The sequence below is a fragment of the Bowdeniella nasicola genome (genome assembly GCF_900107735.1).
GTDB lineage: Bacteria > Actinomycetota > Actinomycetes > Actinomycetales > Actinomycetaceae > Bowdeniella > Bowdeniella massiliensis.
This window is the reverse complement of sequence record NZ_FNQV01000012.1, coordinates 12,751-38,066: the sequence shown is the minus strand read 5'-3', so window position 1 is coordinate 38,066 and position 25,316 is coordinate 12,751. Positions and strand designations below refer to the sequence as shown.

Annotated in this window: 23 protein-coding genes and 2 tRNA genes; 14 read left to right on the top strand and 11 right to left on the bottom strand. The window is 64.0% G+C overall.

Annotation, left to right across the window (positions count from 1 at the left end; all coding sequences use genetic code 11):
* Positions 1–100: 100 nt before the first annotated feature.
* Positions 101–268 (top strand): 50S ribosomal protein L32, encoded by a 168-nt coding sequence (rpmF, locus tag BLU67_RS09480; RefSeq protein ID WP_092565346.1) that lies wholly within the window; start codon positions 101–103, stop codon positions 266–268.
* Between the two features lie 119 nt (positions 269–387).
* Here the strand turns inward: rpmF and BLU67_RS09475 are convergent, their stop codons facing one another.
* The 3 genes from BLU67_RS09475 to BLU67_RS09465 form a co-directional block, all read right to left on the bottom strand.
* Complete coding sequence (locus BLU67_RS09475; RefSeq protein ID WP_092565344.1) at positions 388–621, bottom strand: hypothetical protein; 234 nt, start codon at positions 619–621, stop codon at positions 388–390.
* A gap of 10 nt (positions 622–631) precedes the next feature.
* Positions 632–1,105, bottom strand: a complete 474-nt coding sequence (locus tag BLU67_RS09470; RefSeq protein WP_143027396.1) for a hypothetical protein — start codon at positions 1,103–1,105, stop codon at positions 632–634.
* Between the two features lie 152 nt (positions 1,106–1,257).
* A tRNA-Pro gene (locus BLU67_RS09465) sits at positions 1,258–1,331 on the bottom strand.
* A 163-nt stretch (positions 1,332–1,494) separates the two neighbouring features.
* Between BLU67_RS09465 and BLU67_RS09460 the strand changes: the two genes are divergently transcribed.
* The 6 genes from BLU67_RS09460 (at position 1,495) to BLU67_RS09435 (ending at position 6,239) form a co-directional block, all read left to right on the top strand.
* Positions 1,495–1,568 (top strand) — tRNA-Gly (locus BLU67_RS09460).
* A 42-nt stretch (positions 1,569–1,610) separates the two neighbouring features.
* Positions 1,611–2,975: a trigger factor gene (gene tig, locus BLU67_RS09455; RefSeq protein WP_092565340.1), complete on the top strand. Its 1,365-nt coding sequence runs from the start codon at positions 1,611–1,613 to the stop codon at positions 2,973–2,975.
* Positions 2,976–3,168: 193 nt separating this feature from the next.
* Entirely contained in the window at positions 3,169–3,774 is a 606-nt protein-coding gene (locus BLU67_RS09450; protein ID WP_092565338.1) for an ATP-dependent Clp protease proteolytic subunit, read from the top strand.
* 11 nt (positions 3,775–3,785) lie between these two features.
* Positions 3,786–4,466 carry an ATP-dependent Clp protease proteolytic subunit gene (locus BLU67_RS09445; RefSeq protein WP_092565336.1) on the top strand — a complete coding sequence of 227 codons (681 nt, stop codon included), beginning with the start codon at positions 3,786–3,788 and terminating at the stop codon, positions 4,464–4,466.
* Between the two features lie 112 nt (positions 4,467–4,578).
* Positions 4,579–5,832, top strand: coding sequence for an ATP-dependent Clp protease ATP-binding subunit ClpX (gene clpX, locus BLU67_RS09440; RefSeq protein ID WP_222842453.1), 1,254 nt, complete (start codon positions 4,579–4,581; stop codon positions 5,830–5,832).
* A 71-nt stretch (positions 5,833–5,903) separates the two neighbouring features.
* The gene (locus BLU67_RS09435; protein WP_092565332.1) at positions 5,904–6,239 is read left to right on the top strand and encodes a chorismate mutase; all 336 of its coding nucleotides are present in this window, start codon (positions 5,904–5,906) and stop codon (positions 6,237–6,239) included.
* A gap of 198 nt (positions 6,240–6,437) precedes the next feature.
* On the opposite strand, the gene BLU67_RS09430 is transcribed toward BLU67_RS09435, so the two are convergent.
* The 5 genes from BLU67_RS09430 to BLU67_RS12285 all read right to left on the bottom strand — a co-directional run bounded on the left by BLU67_RS09430 (position 6,438) and on the right by BLU67_RS12285 (position 12,009).
* Complete coding sequence (locus BLU67_RS09430) at positions 6,438–8,237, bottom strand: AMP-dependent synthetase/ligase (protein ID WP_092565330.1); 1,800 nt, start codon at positions 8,235–8,237, stop codon at positions 6,438–6,440.
* Positions 8,234–10,915 carry a valine--tRNA ligase gene (gene valS / locus BLU67_RS09425; protein ID WP_222842452.1) on the bottom strand — a complete coding sequence of 894 codons (2,682 nt, stop codon included), beginning with the start codon at positions 10,913–10,915 and terminating at the stop codon, positions 8,234–8,236. Before valS ends, BLU67_RS09430 begins: the two co-directional genes overlap by 4 nt.
* Before the next feature lie 22 nt (positions 10,916–10,937).
* On the bottom strand, positions 10,938–11,144 hold the full coding sequence (locus tag BLU67_RS09420; protein WP_092565326.1) for a helix-turn-helix domain-containing protein: 207 nt from the start codon (positions 11,142–11,144) through the stop codon (positions 10,938–10,940).
* Positions 11,145–11,645, bottom strand: coding sequence for a DUF2975 domain-containing protein (locus tag BLU67_RS12290; protein ID WP_176780767.1), 501 nt, complete (start codon positions 11,643–11,645; stop codon positions 11,145–11,147).
* 172 nt (positions 11,646–11,817) lie between these two features.
* Positions 11,818–12,009 (bottom strand): hypothetical protein, encoded by a 192-nt coding sequence (locus tag BLU67_RS12285; protein WP_176780766.1) that lies wholly within the window; start codon positions 12,007–12,009, stop codon positions 11,818–11,820.
* A gap of 313 nt (positions 12,010–12,322) precedes the next feature.
* Between BLU67_RS12285 and BLU67_RS09410 the strand changes: the two genes are divergently transcribed.
* The 3 genes from BLU67_RS09410 to BLU67_RS09400 are packed head-to-tail and all read left to right on the top strand — an operon-like array spanning position 12,323 to position 14,628.
* A complete protein-coding gene (locus BLU67_RS09410) occupies positions 12,323–13,450 on the top strand; it encodes an LLM class flavin-dependent oxidoreductase (protein ID WP_092565322.1) in 1,128 nt (375 codons plus the stop codon).
* Positions 13,451–13,460: 10 nt separating this feature from the next.
* The gene (locus BLU67_RS09405) at positions 13,461–14,201 is read left to right on the top strand and encodes a CE1759 family FMN reductase (RefSeq protein ID WP_092565320.1); all 741 of its coding nucleotides are present in this window, start codon (positions 13,461–13,463) and stop codon (positions 14,199–14,201) included.
* Entirely contained in the window at positions 14,188–14,628 is a 441-nt protein-coding gene (locus BLU67_RS09400; protein ID WP_222842451.1) for a MarR family winged helix-turn-helix transcriptional regulator, read from the top strand. Before BLU67_RS09405 ends, BLU67_RS09400 begins: the two co-directional genes overlap by 14 nt.
* A gap of 14 nt (positions 14,629–14,642) precedes the next feature.
* Here the strand turns inward: BLU67_RS09400 and proC are convergent, their stop codons facing one another.
* Entirely contained in the window at positions 14,643–15,455 is an 813-nt protein-coding gene (gene proC / locus BLU67_RS09395) for a pyrroline-5-carboxylate reductase (RefSeq protein ID WP_092565318.1), read from the bottom strand.
* 73 nt (positions 15,456–15,528) lie between these two features.
* On the opposite strand from proC, the gene BLU67_RS09390 reads away from it, so the two are divergent.
* Positions 15,529–16,281, top strand: coding sequence for an SDR family NAD(P)-dependent oxidoreductase (locus tag BLU67_RS09390; protein ID WP_092565316.1), 753 nt, complete (start codon positions 15,529–15,531; stop codon positions 16,279–16,281).
* Between the two features lie 15 nt (positions 16,282–16,296).
* On the opposite strand, the gene BLU67_RS09385 is transcribed toward BLU67_RS09390, so the two are convergent.
* On the bottom strand, positions 16,297–16,959 hold the full coding sequence (locus tag BLU67_RS09385; protein ID WP_092565314.1) for a GntR family transcriptional regulator: 663 nt from the start codon (positions 16,957–16,959) through the stop codon (positions 16,297–16,299).
* 89 nt (positions 16,960–17,048) lie between these two features.
* Here BLU67_RS09385 and BLU67_RS09380 point away from each other — a divergent pair, with 89 nt between their 5' ends.
* Both BLU67_RS09380 and BLU67_RS09375 read left to right on the top strand, forming a co-directional pair.
* The gene (locus tag BLU67_RS09380) at positions 17,049–19,154 is read left to right on the top strand and encodes a S9 family peptidase (RefSeq protein ID WP_092565312.1); all 2,106 of its coding nucleotides are present in this window, start codon (positions 17,049–17,051) and stop codon (positions 19,152–19,154) included.
* 108 nt (positions 19,155–19,262) lie between these two features.
* Positions 19,263–20,621 (top strand): GntP family permease, encoded by a 1,359-nt coding sequence (locus BLU67_RS09375; RefSeq protein ID WP_092565310.1) that lies wholly within the window; start codon positions 19,263–19,265, stop codon positions 20,619–20,621.
* A 535-nt stretch (positions 20,622–21,156) separates the two neighbouring features.
* On the opposite strand, the gene BLU67_RS09370 is transcribed toward BLU67_RS09375, so the two are convergent.
* Positions 21,157–21,804, bottom strand: a complete 648-nt coding sequence (locus tag BLU67_RS09370) for a PepSY domain-containing protein (protein WP_092565308.1) — start codon at positions 21,802–21,804, stop codon at positions 21,157–21,159.
* A gap of 288 nt (positions 21,805–22,092) precedes the next feature.
* On the opposite strand from BLU67_RS09370, the gene ileS reads away from it, so the two are divergent.
* Positions 22,093–25,311: an isoleucine--tRNA ligase gene (gene ileS / locus BLU67_RS09365; RefSeq protein ID WP_092565306.1), complete on the top strand. Its 3,219-nt coding sequence runs from the start codon at positions 22,093–22,095 to the stop codon at positions 25,309–25,311.
* The last annotated feature ends 5 nt before the right edge of the window (positions 25,312–25,316 follow it).

The window sequence follows — 25,316 nt, the reverse complement described above, 5'->3', positions numbered from 1 at the left end:
CGCAGCAGTTTGCGGCGTCCGAGGTAGCATTTACCCCCGGATCCGTGGCAAGCTATTCAACGGCTTTTGATCAACGAAATGGAAAGGAGCGGCAGGGCACATGGCAGTTCCGAAGCGCAAGATGTCCCGCAGCAACACCCGCTCTCGCCGGTCCCAGTGGAAGGCTCAGCTCACCGAGCTCGTGACCATCCGCGTCCAGGGCCGTGAGATGAAGGTGCCGCGTCGCCTCGCGAAGGCATACAAGCAGGGCATTCTCATCGACGAATAGACCTCACTACAAGCGGCGGGCCAGATCCATGCAAGGATCTGGCCCGCCGCTTTGTTATGGGATCGCGTCAGTTGCCCTAAGCGGTGACGCTTGCGGCGGTGCTTGGCTGCGCGGAGATCTCAATAAGCGGGGAAGACGTCGCAGGACGTCACGGGTTCGGGGACCCGGATACGTGGGGTTTCGATCGTAGTGGCGACATTCGGGGCAAACTCACCTCCGGTCGGGCCGCTCGATCTCCCGCCCACAATCTTGCCGTCGGCGTTGCGACAGACGAATCCGAACGTCAGCTTCGTCGTTTCTTCGAGGGGGCTCGTGAAGCTGAGGTCGCCGAATTTTACATAGCCATCGTCCACGGTGACATCGTCAACGGTGAACGGCTCGATTGGGGGTGCTGGTTCCCCCGCTCGGAAGCGCGACCATCCCAATGGCGCTGCGAATAGAGACGACGGCTTCTTCGCTGTCAATGATGGCAGAGTGCGTAAGCACCCTGCGTTGCCCCGGCCAATCGAACACGTCCTGCGAAGTATCGCGAGCGAGCTCATTGCCATCGGCGCCATCGAAAGCGACCATGACGCTCACAATCGGGCCGACCGTGGCGGGCGAATCTGATGCCTCGACGATGACAAAGGCGTCTGCGGACCAATCAAACGGGGAGAATCCGCTGTCGACAACGGTGTATTCGGGCTCTGACGGAGGGGGAGTCGTTTCAATTCTCTCCGCCGCGCCTAACACGTCTTGAGCCGTGCCGGAGGGGGAGTTCCCGCAACCAATAAGGCACGCCGACAGGCCCATTGCGCTACCTGCAAGTAGTAACCTGATTCGCTTCTGAGTCGTCATCGGCACCCCAATCTCGCGTCCCGCAAGAATCCGGAATCTAGCAGTGTGGCTTACCCGCGCTGCTGTGTATGGATGCTACCCCGAACTTCTGGTGCTTGCCTGGCACGGCACTGCTTACCGTGGAACTGGCGCCCAATGGTGAAAGAAAAAAGTCGGGGTGACAGGATTTGAACCTGCGACCCCCTGCTCCCAAAGCAGGTGCGCTACCAAGCTGCGCTACACCCCGTGACTCGATTCGCCACATTATCAGTAGGCGAGCGGCGTGCGCTAACCGTCAGCACGGAGGTGTGCAGCGCCACAGCGCCGATGACGAGTGCGGTTCGACGGAAGGCGGGCGTTACCGGTAGAGTATTTCCGCACCGCTGTTTCACCTACGGATATAGCGGCGTGCGGATGTAGCTCAATGGTAGAGCCTCTGCCTTCCAAGCAGATGGTGCGGGTTCGATTCCCGTCATCCGCTCCAATTTCATTTAGTCCCGATCCCCAACATTGGAGCCCAAAGGCTGTGAAGACCGAAGTCGAGAATCTTGAACCCACCCGCGTGAAGCTGACGGTGGAAACCCCGTATGAGGAAATCGCGCCGGCCATCGACAAGGCTTACCGTGAGGTCGCCAGCCAGATCAACATCCCGGGCTTCCGCAAGGGCAAGGCTCCTAAGCAGATCATCGATCAGCGCGTTGGCCGCGGCCTCGTTCTGGAGCAGGCCGTCAACGAGGTCCTGCCTCAGCTCTACCGTGACGCTGTCACCGAGCAGAACCTCGCAGTACTTTCTCAGCCCACGATCGACGTGACCGAGATTCCGAACGCCACTGGCGAACTCGGTGGAAACCTGATCTTCACGGCTGAAGTCGATGTCCGTCCCGAAATCGTCTTCCCGGATCTGTCCGACGTCGAACTCAGCGTCGACAACGCGTCCGTTAGCGATGACGACGTGGAAGAAAAGCTGACCGAACTGCGTCAGCGCTTCGGCTCCCTCGTGGGCGTCGATCGCGCCATTCAGGACGGCGACTTCGTCACGATCGACCTCAAGGCCGAAATCGATGGCGAAGAGATCGACTCGGTCTCCGGCGTTTCCTATGAGGTCGGTTCCGGTTCCATGCTCGAAGGTATGGACGAGGCTCTCATCGGTGCCGAAGCCAACGAAGAGAAGTCCTTCACCACCAAACTGCTCGGTGGCGAACACGCCGGCGAGGAAGCCTCCTGCACGATTACTGCCACCGCGGTCAAGGAGCGCGACCTTCCCGAGGCTGACGATGAGTTTGCGGAGCTCGCCTCCGAATTCGACACGATCGACGAGCTGCGCGAGGACCTGCGCGTGCAGGCCGAGAAGGATGCCGCTTCGGCGCAGGCGCTTGCGGCCCGCGATAAGCTGCTCGATCACCTGCGTGAGACGGTCGAATTCCCGCTGCCCGAAGGTGTCATCGACGCCGAGATCGCCGAGCACCTCGCCCAGGAGGGCAAGGACGCCGACGATGAGCACGGCAAGGAAATCCGCCCCGACATCGAAAATGCGCTGCGCGACCAGCTCTTGCTGGATGCCCTAGCCGAGAAGCACGAGGTCGGCGTCGAGCAGAACGAGCTCATCGAGTTCATGATGATGACCGCGCAGCAGTACGGCATCGACCCGAACCAGTTCTTCTCTGGTGCCGCCGAATCCGGCCAGATCCCCGCGTTCATGGCGGAAATTCGCCGCAACAAGTCGCTGATCGCCGCGCTCAAGGAGGTTACCGTCAAGGACGAGGACGGCAACGAGCTCGACCTGTCCGCCTTCCTTGGCAACGACGACGCCAGCGAAGAATCTGCCGAGTCTGCCGAGTCTGCCGAGTCAGCGGACTCCGCGGACTCTGCCGAGGAGACCGACGAGAAGTAACGTCGCTACAACTCATAGCGCGTAGGGCGGGCCCAGGAATTGTCTGGGCCCGCCCTCTCGCCATCTCGCGACGAGAATCGTCGCCCGCTCCTGCAACCTGCGCCGACAGCGAAAAGACCGCCACCGAATCGGAGCGCGTCAAGACTTCGCGATAGTCTCCAATCATTGCTAAGGCCCTACCCGCCTAGGAGGAATGTTGAGTAAAGGTGACCTCGCCAATGCGGCCCTGAACGATCACATCTATAACCGCCTACTCAAAGAGCGCATCATTTGGCTCGGCAGCGAAGTGCGCGATGAGAACGCGAACGCCATCTGCGCCCAGATGTTGCTGCTCGCCGCCGAGGATCCGGAATCGGATATCTACCTCTACATCAACTCCCCGGGCGGTTCGATTACGGCAGGTATGGCCATCTACGACACGATGACCTACATCCAGCCCGACGTCGCTACGGTTGCCACGGGGCTAGCCGCCTCGATGGGGCAGTTCCTCCTGTCCTCTGGCACCCCGGGCAAGCGATACGCCACCCCGCACGCGCGCATCCTCATGCACCAGCCCTCCGGCGGGGTTGGCGGCACGGCCTCCGATATTCGGATCAACGCCCAGCTCATCTTGCACATGAAGCGCACCCTCGCTCAGATCACCGCCGAGCAAACCGGCAAGACCGTTGAGCAGATTCTGGACGACGCTGACCGCGACAAGTGGTTTACCGCGCACGAAGCGCTCGAATACGGCTTCATCGACCACGTCGTCGCCCATTCCGCCTCGGTCACCGGCTCCGGTGGCATGACGGGCAAGTAAGGAGACTACCGATGGATTTTTCGTACCACGCCAAGCGCACCGCGGGCCTGCCCGGCGGCGCCGCCCCCGTCATCGCCGATAATCGCTACGTGCTGCCGCAGTTCGAAGAGCGCACCGCCTACGGTTACCGTCGCCAGGATCCCTACGGCAAGCTGTTTGAAGACCGCATCATCTTCCTTGGTGTCCAGGTCGACGACGCATCCGCCGATGACGTGATGGCCCAGCTGCTCGTCCTCGAATCCCAGGATCCCGATGGCCTCATCACGATGTACATCAACTCGCCGGGCGGGTCCTTTACCGCGATGACGGCGATCTACGACACGATGCAGTACATCCGCCCGCAGATCCAGACCGTCTGCCTCGGCCAAGCGGCCTCTGCCGCTGCCGTGCTGCTGGCTGCCGGCTCGCCCGGAAAGCGGCTTGCCCTGCCCAACGCCCGCGTGCTCATCCACCAGCCCGCGATGGAAGGCGCACACGGCCAGGCCTCGGACATCGAGATCATCGCCGACGAAGTCGAGCGGATGCGGTCCTGGCTCGAGGAGACCCTCGCCAAGCACTCCGGACGCAGCGCCGAGGACATCCGTCACGACATCGAGCGCGACAAGATCCTCACAGCCCAGCAGGCCCTCGCATACGGGCTCGTGGACCAGGTCCTGGAGTCCCGTAAGGCGCCCGAACTCCCGGCCTCCTAACTCCACAGATCCGGGTGGCGCGCCGTCATAGCCAGAAAATGACGGCGCGCCACACCGGCTCTGTCGGTAGGGTGTGACAAGGTGGAGAGACGAGATTGACCGCCGAAAGGACGTGAAGCCCATGGCTGACGGGACAGACATGCTGAAGTGCTCGTTTTGTGCCAAGAGCCAAAAGCAGGTGCGCAAACTTATCGGTGGTCCAGGTGTCTACATCTGCGATGAGTGCGTCGAGCTGTGTGTCGAGATCATCGAGGAACAACTCGTCGATGAGACCGAAACCAGCGCAACCGGTGAGCTTCCCACGCCCCGTGAAATCTTCTCGTTCCTATCCGAATACGTGATTGGCCAAGACGAAGCCAAGCGCGCGCTCGCAGTCGCGGTCTATAACCACTACAAGCGGATGCGGAGCCCCGCCGAATCCGACGACGACGTCGAGATCGCCAAATCCAACATCCTTCTCATCGGTCCGACGGGAACGGGTAAAACCTACCTTGCGCAGACCCTCGCCCGGATGCTCGATGTCCCCTTCGCTATCGCTGATGCGACGGCCCTGACCGAAGCGGGCTACGTCGGCGAGGACGTTGAGAACATCCTCCTCAAACTCATTCAGGCCGCTGGCGACGATATCGAACGCGCCCAACGCGGCATCATCTACATCGACGAGATCGACAAGATTGCCCGCAAGGCAGAAAACTCCTCGATCACCCGCGATGTCTCGGGCGAAGGCGTGCAGCAGGCGCTGCTGAAGATCATCGAAGGCACCGAGGCCGCGGTCCCGCCGCAGGGTGGGCGAAAGCATCCCCACCAGCAGTTCTTGCACATCGACACCTCCAATATCTTGTTCATCGTCGCGGGCGCCTTTGCGGGGCTGGATGACCTCATCCGGCAGCGCGTCGGCAAGCGGGGAATCGGGTTCGGCGCCCAGCTGCAGGACACCAACCGCAGCCTCGACATCTTCCGCGAGGCGCGCCCCGAGGACTTCCACAAGTACGGTATGATCCCCGAGTTCATCGGCCGCCTGCCCGTCATCACGGCCGTGGAGGAGCTCGATGAGGAATCCCTCGTGCGGATCCTTACCGAGCCGAAGAACGCGATGCTCAAGCAGTACAAGAAGATCCTCGACCTCGACGGAGTTGAACTCGAGTACACCGACGACGCCATTCGCGCCGTTGCGAACAAAGCCATCGCGCAGGGTACGGGGGCGCGCGGCCTGCGCGCCATCATGGAAGAAACGCTGCGCGACGTCATGTTCGATGTGCCAAGCCGCGATGACGTTGTCAAGGTCGTCGTGACGAAGGAAGCCGTCGAGGATGGCGCTCCCGTTACGCTCGTGACGAGCGCGAAGGACCGCAGTAAGTCCGCATAAGCGTAGCCGCCCTGTCCTAGTCAGTGGACACGTGCTCCCGTGAGGGCATCGCGGGCCGCTAGGCTCGAGTCATGAGCACGAAGGACACCTCGCTCTCGCCGCACGCGAGCCCCGAGCCGGATGACATTCCCGCCGAACTGCTCGCATACCGCCACACCATTGACAACATCGATGCGGCGCTCATTCACATGCTCGCCGAACGTTTTCGGTGCACAAAGAAAGTCGGCGAGCTCAAAGCCCGCACGAACCTTCCGCCGGCTGATCCGGACCGCGAAGCCCGTCAGATTGCTCGGCTGCGGGCACTTGCCGATGAGTCCGGTCTCGACCCCGATTTCTCCGAGAAGTTCTTGAACTTTGTTATCCGCGAGGTTATCCGCCACCACAGCGCCATCGCCCGTGGTGAATAGCACCTGTTGTGAATGATCAGGGCATATGGTCGGGCATCGACATGACCGTGACGCTGCGATGAGTCTGAGAATGACCAGGCTCGGCTGAGTATCCACCCAGCAGAGTCCCGACATCGCGAAAACCTCACGCTCGTCGCGCACACGGGCGCGAGAGGTGAGGTTTTGCGTTTGGAGCTGATGTCTCAGCTGCACTGAGTCTTAGCCGTAGAGTGCTTCGATCTCCCTGGAGAATGCTTCAGCGATGGGGCCGCGCTTGATCTTGAGCGACGGAGTCAAAAGACCGTTGGCCTCGGTGAAGTCCGTGTCGAGCACCGTGAACTTGCGGATCGATTCAGCCCGCGAAACGGCCTTATTCGCGCGTTCGACCGCACGGTCAATGGCCGCGATGACCTGTGGGTCGCGTGCGGCCTGCTCAACGCTCATCTGCGGCATCCCGTGATTCTTTAGCCAACCGGGCAGCATCTCCGCATCGAGGGTGACAAGAGCGCCAATGAACGGTTTGCCTTCGCCAACCACCACGACCTGGCTGACGAGGGGGTGTCCGCGCAACCGGTCTTCTAGCACCGTCGGGGCAACATTCTTGCCGCCCGCAGTCACGATCAGTTCCTTGCGGCGCCCTGTGATCTTGACGTAACCGTCTTCATCGATCGAGCCCACGTCGCCGGTGTGGAACCAGCCGTCGACAAACGCATCTGCGGTCGCCTCGGGGTTGTTGTGGTAGTTCTTGAAGACCCAGGGCCCCTTGACCTGGATCTCACCCTCCTCATCGACGCGGACCGTCACGCCGGAAATCGGCGGGCCGACAGTCCCGATCTTGTTGACGGCAGGAGTGTTGACCGATAGCGGCGCTGCCGTCTCCGTCAGGCCGTAGCCTTCCAAGATCTGCAACCCGATGCCGCGGAAGAAGTGGCCCAGGCGCTCGCCGAGCGGACCGCCGCCAGAGACGGCGTATTTCGCGCCACCAAACAGATCCATAATCTTGCGGTGCACGAGCCGGTCAGCAATCTTGTGCTGCGCCTTTAGGGCTGCCGACGGGCCTTCATCAGTTTCCAGTGCGCGGGAATACTCGATCGCGACCTTCGCGGCCCACCGGAACATCTTGAGCTTCGCGCCCGATCCCGCCTTGGCATCGGCCGCGTTGTAGATCTTTTCAAAGACGCGCGGCACTGCAAGGACGTACCAGGGTTTGAAGGAGGCAATGTCCTCCAACAGGTTCTTGGTGTCGGGGGAGTGGCCGACGACGCCCTCGGCGGATACCGGAAGAAGCTGGATGAAGCGGGCAAAAACGTGGGCGAGCGGGAGGAAGAGCAGGACGCGCGAGTTCTTGCCATGCAAAAGCTCGGGCATCCACTCGCGGCCGTTTTGGGCCAGGCCCACCATGTTTTGGTGAGTGAGCTCCACGCCCTTGGGACGTCCCGTCGTGCCCGAGGTGTAGATAATGGTCATGAGGTCATCGGCAGCGACGCCCCGCGCCCGCTCCTCGACCGCGCTGTCGGGCACGTTCTTTCCGGCATTGATGATGTCCGAGATCCCGTTGCGATCCAGGGAGAACACGTGCTGCAGGTCCGGCGCGGCCGAACGCACCAGGTCTGCCATGGCGTGCGTTTCGGTCACGACGTTCGTCGTTCCCGAGTCGGTCACGATCCACTCGATCTGCTCACCGGAGCTCGTTTCGTAGATCGGCACCGAGACTGCACCGGCGTGGGCGATCGCGAAATCGAGCAGCATCCAGTCGTAACTCGTATGCGCCATGATTCCGAACCGGTCACCGGGCTCGACTCCGAGGCCGATCAGGCCCTTGGCAACTTCGTGGACGTGATCGGAAAACGCTCGCGATGTCACCTTCTGCCAGCTGGACCCCAGTGCCACCTTGCGCTCGACGAGCGTGTGGTTTGGGTAGCGGCGCACTCGCTCGGCGAGCAGGTGCGGGATGGTCATCTTGTCGTTGAGCTCAACGAGCAGCGGGTTCGTGAACTCCCGCGGGGTGGTGGCGGTCATGCCTTCTTCTCCTTTACCGGGGGTTCGTCCAGTTCGTGTTCGCTCACGCGAGCAGTTTCGACATCGGCCTCGAGCACGGTGAGGTCGCCGCGCATCCGGCCTGCCGCTCGCACGTCGCTGAGTGCCGCGGTGACGAGATCGGCGCTACCGCGGGGAACCTCGACGGTCGCGTGTGCGATCGTCGTGCGCTGTGAGACCTTCGCCTCCGACTTCGTTTTTCGCAGCTGGGCGAGGACTTCGCCCGTGATCGGCAAGATCGCCGGATCGGCGGAGGTACCAGCGGCGGTGCGAATCTCTTCAGCCTTCGGCCAGGCGGCCAGGTGCACGCTGCCTTCGCGCCACCAGCTCCACACCTCTTCGGTAGCAAATGGCACGAAGGGCGCGAACAGGCGGAGCAACGTATCGACGGCGATGACGAGGGCGGTGCGCGCCGAGGCGACAGCGGCCGGATCACCGGTGCCTTCGGAGTCGTAGGCGCGGTCCTTGACGAGCTCGAGATAGTCATCGCAGAACGTCCAGAAGAACGTCTCGGTGGTTTCCAGGGCGCGCGTGTGATCGAGCTTGTCGAAGGACTCCGAGGCAACGTCCACGACCCGTGCCAGCTCGGCGAGCATCGCACGATCGATCGGCTGCGTCACGGCTGCCGGGTCGACAGTGATGTCGCCGCCGGACATCGTCAGGGCGAACTTCGAGGCATTCAGGATCTTGATCGCGAGGCGGCGGCCGATCTTCATCTGCTTTTCTTCGAATGCCGCATCCGCCCCGAGGCGGGCCGAGGCCGCCCAGTAGCGCACCGCGTCCGAGCCGTATTGTTCAAGGAGGCCCATGGGCGTGACGACATTGCCCTTCGACTTACTCATCTTCTTGCGGTCGGGATCCAGGATCCAGCCCGAAACCGTCGCGGCACGCCACGGCAGCGCGTCGAATTCATGATGGGCGCGCACGATCGTGGAAAACAGCCACGTGCGAATGATGTCCTGGCCCTGGGGGCGAATATCCATCGGGTAGACGCGCTCAAACAGATCTTCATCGCGCAGCCAGCCGCCGGCGATCTGAGGGGTGAGGGAGGACGTCGCCCAGGTGTCCATAATGTCAACCTCGCCGACGAAGCCACCCGGCTCGCCGCGCTGATCCTCGCGGAAGCCCGGCGGGACATCGATCGACGGGTCGATCGGGAGCGAGTCTTCCGGCGGGGCGATGACCTCGTCGTAGTTGACCTCGCCATCGTCTCCGACGGCGTACCACACGGGGATCGGCACCCCGAAGAAGCGCTGGCGGGAAATGAGCCAGTCGGTGTTCAGGCCGTTGACCCAGTTTTCATACCGCACCCGCATGAACGCGGGATGGAAGTCGAGGTCGACGCCGCGCTTCAGGAGCGCGTCGCGCAGGTCCACGCCGCCGTGGGTGGTGGCGTCGCGCCCGCCGTTGCGGATGTACCACTGGCGAGAGGGAACAATCTCCAGGGGCTTGTCGCCCTTTTCGAAGAAGTTCGTCATGCGCTTGGTGGGGCGCGGCTCGCCGATGAGATCGCCGGATTCGGTCAGTGCCTCGACGACGGCCTTGCGTGCACTGAACGTCGTCTTTCCAGCCATCTCCTCATACAGTGCACGGCCGGCATCGGTGGTGATCCACTCGGGGGTATCGGGAAGGATTCGGCCATTGTGGCCGAGGATCGCGCGCATCGGCAGGTCGAGCTCGCGCCACCACTGCACGTCGGTGAGATCGCCGAAGGTACAGCACATGGCGATGCCCTCACCCTTGTCCATTTCGGCGGCCGCGTGCGCCAGGACGGGGAGTTCGACGCCGAAGACGGGGGAGGTCACGGTCGTGCCAAACAGGTGCTGGTACCGCTCGTCATCGGGGTGGGCAATCAGTGCGACACAGGCCGGCAGGAGCTCGGGGCGAGTCGTATCGATCGTGACGCGCTCACCGCCGGGAGTGTGGAAGGAGATGAGGTGATAGTGGCCGGGGTACTCGCGCGCCTCCAGCTCAGCTTGCGCCACGGCCGTCTGGAACGTGACATCCCACAGCCCGGGCGCCGCGGCCTGGTAGGCCTCGCCGCGCGCAAGGTTGCGCAGGAATGCCGTTTGGGCGACCTGCTGGGCATCGTGCCCGATGGTTTGATACGTGTGGCGCCAATCAACCGATAGCCCCAGATAACGCCACAGGTGTTCGAACTGGCGCTCGTCTTCTTCCGTCAGGCGCTCACATAGCTCGATGAAGTTTCGGCGCGAAATCGGTTGCTGGTCGGCGGCCTTGATCGACTTGCCCTCGCCGCCGTCGTGCGGGGGAGTGAAATCGGGCTCGTAGGGCAGCGCCGGTTCACAGCGCACCCCGTAATAGTTCTGGACGCGACGTTCGGTCGGCAGTCCATTGTCGTCCCATCCCATGGGGTAAAACACGGACTTACCGCGCATGCGCTGGTAGCGCGCAACGACGTCAGTGTGAGTGTAGGAAAAGACGTGGCCGACGTGCAGTGACCCGGAGACCGTCGGGGGCGGGGTATCGATCGAGAAGACCTCGTTGCGGCTCGCGCTGCGGTCAAAATGATAGGTGCCGTCCGTCTCCCAGCTCTCGCCCCACCGGGCCTCCAGCCCGTCTGCGCTGACTCGATCCGGGGCGCTGGGTGCCGGATACGTTGCAGGGGTTGTGGGTTGATCGTTGTCGCGTGTCGTCATGGCCCCCATTGTTCCATGCAGCTCACGAATCGTGATATTCCAGCACGTCCCCTGGCTGGCATTGCAGTACGCGGCAAATGGCCTCAAGCGTAGAGAACCGGATGGCCTTAGCTCGACCATTTTTCAACACGGCCAGGTTTGCCGGAGTAATACCAATAAGGTCGGCGGCCTCACCGACGCTCAGCCCGCGCTCTGCGAGCAAGATATCAAGTCGAACGGTGATCGCCATCTAGACCACCCCCGCAAGCTCGTCGGTCAAGAACACGGCCGCAGACAGCAGTGATTTCAACACGACGAGGATCAGGCCCACGCACGCCGCCGCGACGGCCGTCCCGACAAGCACGAGCATCACCGGGGGTGGCAATACTTGAGGGCCGAGCGCGAGGTAGGCGAAGGTGGCGACGCACAGTCCGGAGGCTACAAACGACGCAGCGCTCATGACGGTGACCCACCGCAGCGCATCGCTTCGAAAGATCACACGTCGACGAGTTTTGACCAGCAGGACGGCGGTAGCCGCGATGACGACCTCGATGCAGCCAACCGTCAGAATCGCGACGACGAGGATCGGGTAGCGCAGGTACGCCACCTCCGGAGCTTCGCGAGCAGCCTCGGCAGCGAGCAGCGGAAGAAACAACGCCTGGAGGATGAGGCAGCCAAGGAACAACATGGCGAGACCGGCAAAGAGCAGCCGTGCCGCTAGAGCGCTCGGCGGTGTAAACGAGGTATCCATACATCGAGTATCGATAGATATCAATCGATAGTCAATAGATATAGCGTCGTTCTTTCGTGTCTCGCCGGACAGAAACTCCGGGAGTAGGATGTGGGAAACGCTCAACTGAAGGGTCGGGGGGCAAATGTCGAAGAATCGCCGATGGTACGCGGGTGCGCTGGCTGTTGTTGCTCTATTGGTGGCGGCGTGCTCGGGCGAGGGGGAGGCGGGTGAGCGTGTGAGCGAGGCCGCCGCCATCACCGAGGGGTTTGTGGAAACGGTCGGTGGCGGAATGCTCGCTGCGGGTGCGGGCGCTGACGGCATTACGGTGCGCTTCGATGGCGCCGCTGAGTTCACGGGCGTCAGTGTTGTAGCGACCTGTCACGGGGTGGGCGGTGTTGCGACCGTGGATATCGGCGGCAACAGTTTCGATGTGCGCTGCGAGAAAAAAGGGGGAGGCGCAAGTCCTGGCCCAGGGGCTAGATTTTCCCGCTGGCGACCTGGATCTTGCCCCTACTCGCATCCCTTCGGGAGCGGGCTGGAGCGTCGCCATCTACGCCCCCAATGTTGACAACTGAGGCTGGTGCGGGCCTGATAGGTGTGTAGCTGACCACGCCGCTAGACGTCCGGGAATAGATCTGGCATGCTTCCAGTTGGCGTAGATAGTTCAAATTTGAAGCACAATAGAGAGGGTGGACATGGAATTCGGAATTTTCACCATCGGTGACGTCACGACCGACCCGACCACCGGCAAGACGCCCACCGACGCGCAGCGACTCAAGGACACGGTGCGCATCGCCAAGCACGCCGAAGAGGTGGGTTTCGATGTCTTCGCCACCGGCCAGCACCACAACCCGCCGTTCGTAGCTCCCGGCAACCCGCCGGTCCTGCTGGCCTACCTGGCGGCCCAAACCGAGAAGATCACTCTCTCGACCGCCACCACGCTCATCACGACGATGGACCCCGTCCGCCTCGCCGAGGACTACTCCTACCTGCAGCACCTGGCAGACGGTCGCGTCGATTTGACCATGGGCCGCGGCAACACCGGCCCGGTCTACCCGTGGTTCGGCAAGGACATCCGTAAGGGCATCGAGCTCGCGATCGAAAACTACGCGCTGCTGCACCGCCTGTGGCGCGAGGAAGACGTCGACTGGTCCGGCAAGTATCGAACTCCGCTGCAGGGCTTCACGGCGACGCCCCGCCCGCTCGATGGGGTAGCCCCCTTCGTGTGGCACGGCTCGATCCGCTCCCCGCAGATCGCCGAACAGGCCGCCTACTACGGTGACGGCTTCTTCCACAACAACATCTTCTGGAACAAGGAACACACCCAGCAGATGGTTCACCTCTACCGCCAGCGCTACGAGCACTATGGACACGGCAAGGCCCACCAGGCCTACGTCGCCCTCGGTGGTCACGCCTTCATGCGCAAGAACTCGCAGGACGCCATCCGCGAATTCCGCCCGTACTTCGACAACGCCCCGGTCTACGGCCACGGCCCGTCGCTGGAGGACTTCATGAAGATGACGCCGCTGACCGTCGGTAGCCCGCAGCAGGTCATCGACCGCACTCTGGAGTTCCGCGAGTGGGTTGGCGACTACCAGCGCCAGATGTTCCTCGTCGACCACGCCGGTCTTCCGACGGACGTCGTTCTTGAGCAGATGGACATGTTCGGCGAATACGTCCTTCCCGTCCTGCGCAAGGAATTCGCTATTGGTCGCCCGGCCGACGTGCCGGACGCCCCCACCCACGCCTTCCTCGTGGAGCGCAAGGCTCGCGGCGAAGAGCCGATCCCCGGCGGCGGCCCAGACGCCCCCGCCAACCGCTGAGAGGACAGACATGATTGATACGACGACACCTACGCGACCTCGCATCGCGGTCGTCTCGGCAGGCTTGTCGGACTCATCCTCGACCCGCCGCCTTGCCGAGCGGCTCGCCCGCGCCACCACGAAGGAGCTTGCGCACTTCGACATCGAACCCGACGTCGACATGATCGACCTGCGCCCCCTCGCGGGCGCGATCTCCTCGGCGCTCGTGACCTTCACGTTCTCCGACGAACTCCAGCAGGCGATCGACTCTGTTGCCGGCGCGCACGCCCTGATCGCGGTGACCCCCACCTTCAAGGCGTCTTACTCCGGCCTCTTCAAGTCCTTCTTCGACCTGCTGGACGACGAGGACCTGATCGATACGCCCGTGCTACTCGGCGCGACGGGTGGCACCGCCCGTCACTCGCTCGTCATCGACACCGCCATGCGCCCGCTGTTCGCCTACGCCAAGGCGGCGACGATCCCCACGGCAGTATTCGCCGCGACGGATGACTGGGGCAGCATTGCGGGCGAAGAGGCCGATGGCACTCCCGCACTGTCGACGCGCATCTCGGCGGCCGGTCGCGCGCTCGCCCGAGTACTGGCCAACAAGCCGCTGGAGACCAAGAAGTCCGGGTCTACGGCCAAGCCCGCCGCAGAATCCGATTCGGGGATGGGGCCTGCCGGATACGAAGGCGGCGACGGCCTGCGCGGCACGCTGTACGACAACGAGCTTGAGGTGACGGATTTTGCCACGCTCCTTGCCCGTATCTGACCTGCGCTGGGATGCCTGGCGCGTCTACTTCGAGACGACGGCGCTAATCCAGGCGCGAATCGAAGCTCAGCTGAAAAGCGCTGCCGGGCTGACACTCGCGGACTACAACATCTTGTTGGCGCTCGTCGAGTCCGACGAGGGCGCGCTGCGGCTGAAGGAACTGGCGCATCGCGTCGTGTTCTCGCCTTCGCGCCTGACCTACCGGATCGGTGAGCTCAAGCGTCGCGGCCTCGTCGAACGGATCGCCGACGAGAAGGATGGCCGCGGCGCCAGCGCGCAGATCACCGAGGCTGGTCGCGCCGCCTTCACCACGGCCGCACGAGCGCACAGGGTCGATGTCGAGCAGATGATGCTCGCCGACCTCACACCCGAGGAGGCCTACACCATGTTGCGAGTCTTTGGCCGGGTGCGCGACTCGCTCAGTTAGCCACGCGGCGGGAGTTAGGCTCCTAGCTCCTTATCCCGCGTGACCACGGCATCCACGCCATCGACGACAGCAGGCGTGAAGCCGGCCTTCTCCATGGCGACGGTCCCCGCGACCGTCGTGCCACCGGGGGAGGACACCATATCGACAAGGTCGGCGGGGGTAAGCCCCTCGTCGGCCTTGTCGAGCACCATCGTTGCCGAGCCCAATACCGCCTGCGCGGCGATCTTGATGGCGAGCGGTTTCGCGATGCCGTTCTTCACGCCGCCGCGCGCCAGCGCGTCGATGAAGGAAAACACGAACGCGGGGGAGGAGCCTGCCAAGGCCGTATAGGCGGAAAAGTCGCGTTCCTCCAGCTCGATTGCCTCGCCGACCTGCGAAAAGATCTTCACGACCTCCGCAACGTCCTTCTTACGTGCGGCGTCATTACCCGTGACCGCCGCCATCCCGGCGCCGACCATCGCATTCACGTTCGGCATCACGCGCACGATCTTCGTGCCCTTGGGCGTGAGCTCTTCGAGCGCGGCCAGCCCAAGTCCGGCAGCAATGGAGACGACGAGCGGCTCATGTTCGGCGATAGCCTCGGAGATCTCGTCGAGCACGATCGGGATGATGTGAGGTTTGACGGCCAAAATGACGACATCGGAACACTCCACGACGGACATGTTCGAATCGACGGTGCGCACGCCCGTCTTCTTCTCAATCGCCGCGCGCGCATCCTTGGCGGCATCGGTGACGACGACGTCGGACTTCTTCGTCCCGCCGTCGAGCATGCCCGAGATAATCGCCGACGCCATATTGCCGGCGCCAATAAAACCGTAGGTGGTCATCGTCTTTGCTCCTTGCACGTGCGTGTCCTGGGCCACTGTTGAGACCGCACCCCCATGGTGACACACTGGCGACATGAGCGAAACAACCCGCCACGCCCTTGTCACTGGTGCCTCCACCGGGATCGGATATGCCACCGCAGCCCGGCTCGCCCGCGCCGGCTGGAAGGTGACCGCGACGGCCCGCCGGCGGGAACGCCTGCAGGCGCTGCGCGAGGACTGCGGCTGCGATATCCACCCCGCCGATCTCACCGACCCCGACGCGGTGGGCGCGCTCGTGACCGCAGCCGAGCAAGCCGGCCCGATCGATGCTCTCATCAACGTGGCGGGCGGAGCCCTGGGCGTTGATACCATCGCCGACGCGGACCTGGGCCGCTGGCAGACGATGTATGACCGCAACGTCCTCGCCACGCTCACCCTCACCCAGGCCGTGCTGCCCGCTATGCGCGAGCGCGGCCGCGGCGATCTCGTCTTTTTGACCTCGACGGCGGCGCACGACACCTACCCCGGCGGCGGGGGATACGTCGCGGCGAAGCACGCCGAGCGCATCATTCCCAACACGCTGCGTCAGGAACTGAATGGCGAGAACATTCGCATCATCGAGATCGCCCCGGGCATGGTGAAGACCGAGGAGTTTTCGCTTAACCGGCTCGGCGATCAGGCCAAAGCCGATGCCGTCTATGCGGGGGTCGCGGCGCCACTGACGGCCGACGACATTGCGCACACCATCGAGTTCGCCCTGACCGTGCCCGAGCACGTCAACATCGATTCGATGATCATTCGTCCCGTCGCCCAAGCCACGAACACGCTCGTTCACCGCACCCCCTAGCGCGGCGAGCGCCAGCTAGCGTCGCGGCACGATCCCATCACCGTAGATCTCGCGAAACTCGCCGACGGCCGTGAGCTTATGGACGCGCGCGAGGCGCTCGATCCGATCGCGGTTACCGAGCTCAATGGCCTCTAAGATCCGGTCGTGTTCGCGCGCCGAGGAGCGCATCCGAAAGTCCGTGAGCGCGGGCGTGGAGCCGCGGATCATCTCGGCGCGCGCCCACAGGTCTTCAAACTCCCCAAACAGGTAGGCGTTCGGGCAGGCCTGCGCCACGCTGTAGTGGAACTGCCGATTGAGCCTGAAGTAGCGCTCGCGGTCGATCGCGCCCCGAACGCAGGCGCGCAGTTCCTCATTGATCGCGCGAGCTTCGGCGAGCTGTGCCTCGCTGAGATGCTCGGCCGAGAGCGCCGTGACGATTCCTTCGATTATCGCGAGTGCCTCGGCGGTTTCGATGAAATGCGCCAGGTCGATCGCGGCGACGTGCGCGCCGACGTTGCGGGTGAACGTGACGAGCCCTTCGGCTTCCAGGCGCCGGATGGCCTCGCGCACGGGTACCGCGGAGACTCCGCACTCGCGCGCAATCCGGTCCAGGACGAGGCGGTCGCCGGTGGCATACGTTCCCGAGATGATGGCGCCGCGCAGATAGGCGTAGACCCGGTCGGCCTTGGACTGGCTCATGCTTCCTCGCGTTAGTGAATCTCGCCATTAGTAATGCCTCAGATTTTACTCGATGGACCCCGCCGGCGGCCGCGCTTACACTAAGCGACGTGACTAGCATCCCTACGCCGCCGCGCGCCGGCCACCGCCCCATCACCCGCACGTTTCACGACGAAGACGTCACCGATAACTACGAGTGGCTTCGCGACAAAGATGACGCCGAGGTCATCGCGCTACTCGACGAGGAGAACGCCTACACCGATGCCCGCACCGCGCACCTGAAGCCGCTGCAGGACAAGATCTTCGGCGAGATCAAGTCCCGCACCAAGGAAACCGACCTCGCCGTGCCGGTCCTGGATACCGGCTGGTGGTACTACTCGCGCACCATCGAGGGCCAGCAGTACCCCATCTATGCGCGCGTGCGCGATACCGGTGCCCGCCCCGAGCTCGTCGCGGGCGAAGCGATCGACGGCGAGCAGATCCTCGTCGATGGCCCGACGCTCGCCGAGGGCGAGGAGTTCTTCCGCCTTGGTGCCTTCGAAACCGCGCCCGGCGGCAACCTGCTCGCCTACGCCGTGGACACGAGCGGCGATGAGCGCTTCGATCTCGTCATCAAGGACCTGCAGACCGACGAGATTATCGACGACGCAATCCGCGGTATCGGCTACGGCGTCGCCTTCACCCTGGAGCCGACGCACGTCTACTATGTGCGCGTCAACGAGGCCTGGCGCCCCCACCAGGTCTGGTGTCACGAGATCGGCGCCGACCCGAACACCGATGAGCTCGTCTTCCAAGAAGACGATGAGCGGTTCTGGATGGGCATGGGCGCCTCGCGCGATAACCGCCACATCGTCATTCAGCTCGGTTCCTCCACGACGGGCGAAGCGCACCTGATCGACGCGAGCGATTCCGCCGCCCGGCCCGTGTGCATCGCGCCGCGGCGCGCCGGCCTCGATTACAGCGTCGAAGCCGCAGCCGATCACCTCCTCATCACGCACAACGCCCAGCACATCGGCTTCGAGGTTGCGCGCGCCCCGCTCGGCGTCGCGCCCGAAGACACCTGGCAGACGGTGCTCGCGCCGGCCGCCGGCGAGCGCATTTTGGGGGCCGACGCCTTCGAGTCCGTCGCCGTGATCTCGATGCGCTCCGCGGGCGTCACCACCTTGCGGATCCTTGAGCGGGCCGAGGACGGCAGCTACGGCGAAGCCTGGGACGTGCCCACCGAGGGCGAGGTCCGCACGATCGAAATCGGCACGAATCCGCGCCCGGATGCGCGCGAGATCCGCTACAGCCTGGCCTCGCTCATCATCCCGCCCTCGGTATGCGAGGTCAGCCTCGATACCCGCGAGTCCGTCGTGCTGAAGCAGACCGAGGTGCTCGGCGGCTACGATCCGGCCGATTACACCGAGCGCCGCATCTGGGTCGAGGCGCGCGACGGCACGCGCATCCCCGTCTCCCTGGTAGCCCGCGCCGACGTCACGCCCGACGGCAGCAACCCGGGCCTGCTCTACGGCTACGGCTCCTACGAAATCTCGATCGACCCGTCCTTTGTCATCTCTCGCCTCTCTCTGCTGGATCGCGGCGTCGTCTTTGCGATCGCCCACATCCGCGGCGGCGGCGAGATGGGCCGGCAGTGGTACGACGACGGCAAGCTCGACCGCAAGCTCAATACGTTCACCGATTTCATCGACGTCGGCCGCTATCTCGTCGAATCCGGATGGGTGGATCCCGCGCGGCTCGGCGCCGAGGGCGGCAGCGCCGGCGGCCTGCTCATGGGCGCGATCACCAACATGGCGCCGGAGCTGTGGCGCGTCGTGCACGCGGCCGTGCCGTTCGTCGACGCCCTCACCACGATCCTCAACCCCGAGCTGCCGCTCACCGTCGGCGAGTGGGAGGAGTGGGGCAACCCGATCGAGGATGAGGCGATCTACCGTCTCATGCGCTCGTACTCGCCGTACGAAAACATCGCCGAGGCCGACTACCCGGCGATCCTCGCGACGACGAGCCTGAACGACACCCGCGTCTTTTTCGTCGAGCCGCTGAAGTGGGTCCAGCGCCTGCGCGAAACGGTCACGAGCGATCAGGATGAGCGCCCCATCCTGCTGCGCTGCCAGATGGTGGCCGGTCACGGCGGCAAGTCGGGGCGCTACGACGCCTGGCATGAGCGCGCCGAGCAGCTGGCCTTCATCCTCGACCAGCTAGGGATCGAGGACTAACCAGCCGCGCCGCGCCCGCCGCGCGCCGACACTCCGGAGCTGCGCCACTGCTTCAGTGGCGCAGCTCACGGCTATGCTGACGTTATCTCGCATAGATCGGAGTGGACCATGGTCGAGATCCTTATCCTCATCGCGCTCGTCGCCTTCATCGTCGTCGCGACGGCGCGCTTCAAATTCAGCCCCTTCCTCGTCCTGCTCATCGCAGCGCTCATCGGCGCGATCGCCTACCGGATCCCGCTCGCCGACGTTGTCGGCACCGCCACCGAATCCTTCGGCAAGGTCATCGGCTCCATCGGAATCGTCATCGTCCTCGGCACGATCATCGGCGTCATCCTGGAGCGTTCCGGCGCCGCCATCTCCATGGCGCACGCGATCATCAAGGTGCTTGGCACGCGCTTCCCGACGCTCACCATGAGCCTCATCGGCTACATCGTCTCGATCCCGGTGTTTTGCGACTCCGGCTACGTCATCTTGAACTCGCTGCGCCGCTCCCTATCGCGCCAACTGAAGGTCTCCTCGGCCGCGATGGCGATCGCGCTCATGACGGGCCTGTTCGCCACCCACGGGCTCGTTCCTCCGACGCCCGGCCCGATCGCCGCCGCCGGTAACCTTGGCGCGACCGATCAGCTCGGCCAGATCATCGGCTTCGGCCTGCTCGTTGCCGCGGTCTCGGCGCTCGCGGGCCTGCTGTGGGCGAACCGGTTCTTAAAGCGCGACGTCCCGCTGCTGCCCGACGAGGGCGACGAAGCCGCCGAGACCGCCGCCGAGGACACTGACGAGCGCGAGCTTCCCGGCGCCTTCGCCTCCTTCGCGCCCATCCTCATCCCGATCGTCCTCATCTGCCTCGCCTCGATCGCGAAGCTCCCGGGCGCGCCCTTTGGCGAAGGGGCGATCCTCGATATCCTCGCCTTCCTCGGCGCACCCGCCGTCGCCCTGCTGCTCGGACTGGCCGCGGCCTTCCCGCTGCTGCGCCGCTCGACGTCCGGTCGCACGGCGCAGTTCAACGGCTCGGTCGAAGAGGGCATCCGGGTCGCGGCCCCCATCATCCTCATCACCGGAGCCGGCGCAGCCTTCGGCGGTGTCCTTGGCGCCTCCCCGCTCACGGACGTGCTGACCAATGCGCTTGGCGGTCTCGGCTGGGGCGTCTGGGTTCCGTTCATCGTCGCCGCCGCATTGAAGACCGCCCAAGGGTCCTCGACGGTCGCGCTCGTCACGACCTCCGCGATGATGGCGCCGCTGCTGCCCTCGCTCGGCCTCGATTCGCCGATGGGTCTCGTCCTGACCGTCCTCGCGATCGGGTCCGGCGGTATGGTCGTCAGCCACGCGAACGACTCCTTCTTCTGGGTTGTCTCACGCATGTCGCGCTTCAGCGTGGCAACCGCCTACCGCATCCAGACGACGGCGACCCTCATCCAGGGCGTCGCAGCGATGCTCACCGTGTGGGTGCTGTCGCTGATTCTCCTGTAGCCAGATGAGCCATCACGAGGGGCCCCGCTGAATCCGCCGCGGGCGCTTAGGCAACGATGGCAACCGCTGCCGCCTGCACCCACCGCGGCTGGGCTGCTCGGGTTGTTCTTAGCATTCGAGGCCGCGGTATTGAGCGCTATTCCGGGAAATGTGCTCTTTCCTGAAGGGTTTGGCTCAAAGCTGTTGGGATGGGGCGCCTACGGCGCGCTTTGCGTTCTCGCCAATCGGTATGCTGAGCGCTCGCTAGTAGCAATGTGGTGTTTCCTCAGCCTCGCCTTCGTATCGGTAGTGCTGATTCCGCTCTACACCTTTCCCGTTTCGGTCGGATGGCAGGAACTGGTCGAATGGGGTCCGGGGCTCCTTATCGTGGCACTTGGGCCTCTGCAGCGGGGTTGGTGGGTTCTCGGGCTGACGATTGTTGCTTTCCGAAAGCAGATATTTGCCGGCTGGATAACGAGCTCACAGGCATCCCGAACATAGAGCCGCGCCCGGGTGATCAGGCACCCGGGCGCGAGTTTGTGGGGGACATGGACGTTTAGTCGTCGGGGTACATCTCTGCGGTCTTCACATCGACATACATCTCGATGTCTTCCTGGTTTGCGCCTTCTTTATCCACCTCAACGGACCACACGATGCGTCCGTTGTCGTCGGTCAGCTCGGCTTCATCGAAGATGCCGGGGTGTTCCTTCATCACCTGGTTGATGGCTTCGGTGATGGAAACCTGAATAGCTGCAACGCGGTCGAGGTCCTTTTGGTCCGGCTTTTCGACGTCATCCGTCTCCGTGACCTCGGTGCCCTCCGCATTGGTGTAGACCTCGACTTTTTGCGCCTTGTCTTCGCTCAGCACCTCGACCTTCCAGCGCGAACGCTGGTTGTCCCAGTCCAGTTCAATGACGTCACCCGGGTGGGCAGCAAGGACGGTGTCCATGGCCTTCGCCCCCGCCTCGGGCAATGCGTCGGACTCCGTCACGCTCGCATCACCGCTGCTGCTCGTTTCGTCGTCGCTCGCCTCGGTCGTGGTCTCATCGGTGGCATCCGGAGTTGCCTGCTCGGTGGTCTCGGCTGGAGATGGGGTCGTGGTGGTCACCGTCGTGGCATCGTTATCGGAGCACGCTGCCAGGCTCGCGGCGAGAAGACCGGCCGCGGCGACAGCGCTGATTCTGGTCATGTGCGTGCGTTTCATATATCTACCCTGACATCGACGTCACATATTCGCATGCGCAGGCGCGGGAATATTAGGGATGTGTCATGAGTTATGATCATCAGTGGCGTCGATCCGGCTATCACCGGGGAGCCTTCGGAAGAACCGCCGACGCGGCCAGCGTCGCGCTTAGTAGAACCGAACGGGTAGGCCCGACACAGCCGACAGATGAAGCGGCCGCGATCATCGTATTGCGGCAATCGAGGTGGTACCGCGGTGGCTTAGCAGCCGTCGTCCTCATGAACAAATGGCGTTGATGAGGCAGAAACGATGAGCGAAAACAAGCACGGCATCTACCCGAAGCACCGGGCCGAGGCGGTTAACCCCTCGCCGAACTTCCCTGCGATCGAAGAAGAGATCCTGCGCTACTGGGAGGCCGACGACACGTTCACCAAGTCGGTCGAGCAGCGCGATGCCGGCGCGCGGGGCGAAAACGAGTTCATCTTCTATGACGGCCCGCCCTTTGCTAACGGCCTGCCGCACTACGGACACCTGCTGACCGGTTACGTCAAGGACGTCATCGGCCGCTACCAAACTCAGCTCGGCCACCGCGTCGAGCGACGCTTCGGATGGGACACTCACGGCCTGCCCGCCGAACTTGAAGCCGAACGCATCCTAGGGATCGAGGACAAGTCCGAGATCGAGGGTGAGGGCGGCATGGGCATCGGCGCCTTCAACGAGGCGTGCCGCTCCTCGGTGCTGCGCTACACCAAGGAGTGGGAGGACTACGTCACCCGCCAGGCCCGCTGGGTCGATTTCGACAATGACTATAAGACGCTCGACCTGACGTTCATGGAGTCCGTCATCTGGGCGTTCAAGACCCTGTACGACAAGGGCCTAGCCTACGAGGGCTACCGCGTGCTGCCGTACTGCTGGAACGATCAGACGCCGCTGTCCAATCACGAACTGAAGATGGACGACGACGTTTACCAGGATCGCCAGGACCGCACCGCGACCGTCGGCGTGCGACTGGAGACCGGCGAGTTTGCGCTGATCTGGACCACGACCCCATGGACGCTGCCTTCTAACTTGGCGATCGCCGTCGGCCCCGAGGTCGACTACGTCGTCGTCGAACCGGCCGAGGGTGTGCTCGCGGGGGAGCGGGTCATCATCGCCGAGGCGCTGCTTGCCGCCTACGCAAAGGAACTGGGCGAAGAGCCGCGCGTAGCTGAGCGTTTCAAGGGCAGTGAGCTCGTTGGACGCCGCTACCACCCGATCTTCGACTACTTCGCCGGCCGCAGCGATGATGAGGCCCCGGGCCCGAACGCGTTTACGATCCTTGCCGGTGACTTCGTCACAACCGAAGACGGCACCGGCCTGGTCCATATGGCGCCCGCCTTCGGTGAAGACGATATGTTCGCCTGCCACGACGCCGGCATCCTGCCCGTCGTGCCCGTCGACGACGCCGGCAAATTCACCTCCGAGGTGCCCGACTACGAAGGCCAGCAGGTCTTTGACGCCAACCGCGCGATCATGACCGACCTGCGCGATGCGTCCGGACCAATCGGGCGCCGGAGCGAGGACGTGCGTCCCGTCCTCGTGCGCGATGCCTCCTACGTCCACCCCTACCCGCACTGCTGGCGCTGCCGCGAACCCCTGATCTACCGCGCCGTCTCCTCCTGGTTCGTCGCCGTCACGAAGTTCCGCGACCGCATGGTCGAGCTCAACCAGGAGATCACCTGGGTGCCCGAGCACATCAAGGACGGCCAGTTCGGCAAGTGGCTCGAAGGCGCGCGCGACTGGTCGATCTCCCGCAACCGGTACTGGGGCAGCCCCATCCCGGTGTGGGTCTCCGACGATCCCGCCTACCCGCGCACTGACGTCTACGGCTCGATCGCGGACCTCGAGGCCGACTTCGGCGTCGAGGTCACCGACCTGCACCGCCCCTTCATCGATACGCTCGTGCGTCCCAACCCGGACGATCCGACCGGCAAGTCGATGATGCGTCGTATCCCCGACGTGCTGGACTGCTGGTTCGAATCCGGCTCGATGCCCTACGCCCAGGTGCACTACCCGTTTGAGAACACCGAATGGTTCGAATCGCACTACCCGGGCGACTTCATCGTCGAATACGTGGGGCAAACTCGCGGCTGGTTCTACACGCTGCACGTGCTTGCTACCGCGCTGTTTGACCGCCCGGCCTTCACCTCGGCGATCTCGCACGGCATCGTCCTCGGCTCCGATGGCCGCAAGATGAGCAAGTCGCTGCGCAACTACCCGGACGTTAATGAGGTCTTCGACCGCGACGGCTCCGATGCGATGCGCTGGTTCCTCATGTCCTCGCCCGTCGTGCGCGGCGGCAACCTCATCGTGACCGAAGAGGCGATCCGCGCCGCGGTGCGCGAGGTGCTTCTGCCGATCTGGAGCGCGTGGTACTTCTTCGCGCTCTACGCCGGGGCCTATCGCGGCCAGCAGGGCTACGAGGCACGCTTTTCCACCGAATCGAGCGCGGTGCTCGACCGCTACCTCATGGCCAAGACCGGTGACCTCGTGCGCGAAGTGCGAGAAAAACTGGACGCCTACGACATCCCGGCCGCAACGGAGTCCGTCCGCAGCTACATCGATACGTTGACGAACTTCTACATCCGTGAATCACGCGACCGCTTCTGGGGTGATGACGAGGCCGCGTTCGACACGCTGTACACGGCCCTCGTGACGCTCTGCGAGGTGGCCGCCTCGCTGTTGCCGTCCGTGACCGAGGAGATCTGGCGGGGGCTCACCGGCGGCGAGTCCGTGCACCTGACCGACTTCCCCGACGCGCAGACCTTCCCCGTCGACGACGATCTCGTTGCCGCCACCGACGAGGCCCGCGAGGTCATCTCGGGCGCGCACGGCCTACGCAAGGCGGAAAAGATCCGCGTGCGCCAGCCCCTTGCGACGCTGCGCGTCGTCACGACGGATCCCGCGCGCCTTGAGCCGTTTAGGGAGCTCATCGCGAGCGAGCTCAACGTCAAGCACGTCGATCTGCAAGACGTCGTCACGTGCGGGCTCGATGTCACGACGAGCGTCGCCGTCCAGCCGCGCGAACTCGATCCGCAGCTGCGGCGCCTGACCTCCAAGCTGTTCGCGGCCGCTAAGTCCGGCGCTTTCAGCCTGGACGGCGAGGATTTGCTGCTGTCCGTCGACGGGGAAGCAGCGCCCGTGCGCCTTGGCCCCGGCCAGTACACGCTCACCCAGAGCGTGAACACGGAAGCTGGCGAGGCCGCGGCCGTCCTTTCCGGCGGCACCGTCGTCGTGCTCGATACCGAGATCAGCGACGAGCTCGCCGCCGAGGGCGTGGCGCGTGACCTCATCCGCGCCGTGCAGTCCGCGCGCAAGGACGCCGGCTTGCACGTCTCCGACCGCATCGAGCTGTCGCTGACGCTGCCCGCCGATCAGCTCGCCGCGATCGAGGCGAACCGCGAGCTCGTGTGCGCGGAGACGCTCGCCAACTCGCTGACCCTGGCGGAGGGCGAGCAGCGGGTCGAGGTCAGCAAAGTCGAGCTATGAGCGAA

What these genes read in the sequence shown, in the direction of transcription:
- BLU67_RS09375 (WP_092565310.1), top strand. Translation starts at nt 19,263, where the DNA reads ATGGTCGAGATCCTTATCCTCATCGCGCTCGTCGCCTTCATCGTCGTC.
- BLU67_RS09390 (WP_092565316.1), top strand. Translation starts at nt 15,529, where the DNA reads ATGAGCGAAACAACCCGCCACGCCCTTGTCACTGGTGCCTCCACCGGG.
- BLU67_RS09385 (WP_092565314.1), bottom strand. Translation starts at nt 16,959, where the DNA reads ATGAGCCAGTCCAAGGCCGACCGGGTCTACGCCTATCTGCGCGGCGCC.
- BLU67_RS09410 (WP_092565322.1), top strand. Translation starts at nt 12,323, where the DNA reads ATGGAATTCGGAATTTTCACCATCGGTGACGTCACGACCGACCCGACC.
- BLU67_RS09430 (WP_092565330.1), bottom strand. Translation starts at nt 8,237, where the DNA reads ATGACCGCCACCACCCCGCGGGAGTTCACGAACCCGCTGCTCGTTGAG.
- BLU67_RS09370 (WP_092565308.1), bottom strand. Translation starts at nt 21,804, where the DNA reads ATGAAACGCACGCACATGACCAGAATCAGCGCTGTCGCCGCGGCCGGT.
- valS (WP_222842452.1), bottom strand. Translation starts at nt 10,915, where the DNA reads ATGACGACACGCGACAACGATCAACCCACAACCCCTGCAACGTATCCG.
- rpmF (WP_092565346.1), top strand. Translation starts at nt 101, where the DNA reads ATGGCAGTTCCGAAGCGCAAGATGTCCCGCAGCAACACCCGCTCTCGC.
- BLU67_RS09470 (WP_143027396.1), bottom strand. Translation starts at nt 1,105, where the DNA reads ATGACGACTCAGAAGCGAATCAGGTTACTACTTGCAGGTAGCGCAATG.
- BLU67_RS09445 (WP_092565336.1), top strand. Translation starts at nt 3,786, where the DNA reads ATGGATTTTTCGTACCACGCCAAGCGCACCGCGGGCCTGCCCGGCGGC.
- BLU67_RS09420 (WP_092565326.1), bottom strand. Translation starts at nt 11,144, where the DNA reads ATGGCGATCACCGTTCGACTTGATATCTTGCTCGCAGAGCGCGGGCTG.
- BLU67_RS09435 (WP_092565332.1), top strand. Translation starts at nt 5,904, where the DNA reads ATGAGCACGAAGGACACCTCGCTCTCGCCGCACGCGAGCCCCGAGCCG.
- ileS (WP_092565306.1), top strand. Translation starts at nt 22,093, where the DNA reads ATGAGCGAAAACAAGCACGGCATCTACCCGAAGCACCGGGCCGAGGCG.
- BLU67_RS09450 (WP_092565338.1), top strand. Translation starts at nt 3,169, where the DNA reads ATGTTGAGTAAAGGTGACCTCGCCAATGCGGCCCTGAACGATCACATC.
- proC (WP_092565318.1), bottom strand. Translation starts at nt 15,455, where the DNA reads ATGACCACCTACGGTTTTATTGGCGCCGGCAATATGGCGTCGGCGATT.
- BLU67_RS09405 (WP_092565320.1), top strand. Translation starts at nt 13,461, where the DNA reads ATGATTGATACGACGACACCTACGCGACCTCGCATCGCGGTCGTCTCG.
- BLU67_RS12290 (WP_176780767.1), bottom strand. Translation starts at nt 11,645, where the DNA reads ATGGATACCTCGTTTACACCGCCGAGCGCTCTAGCGGCACGGCTGCTC.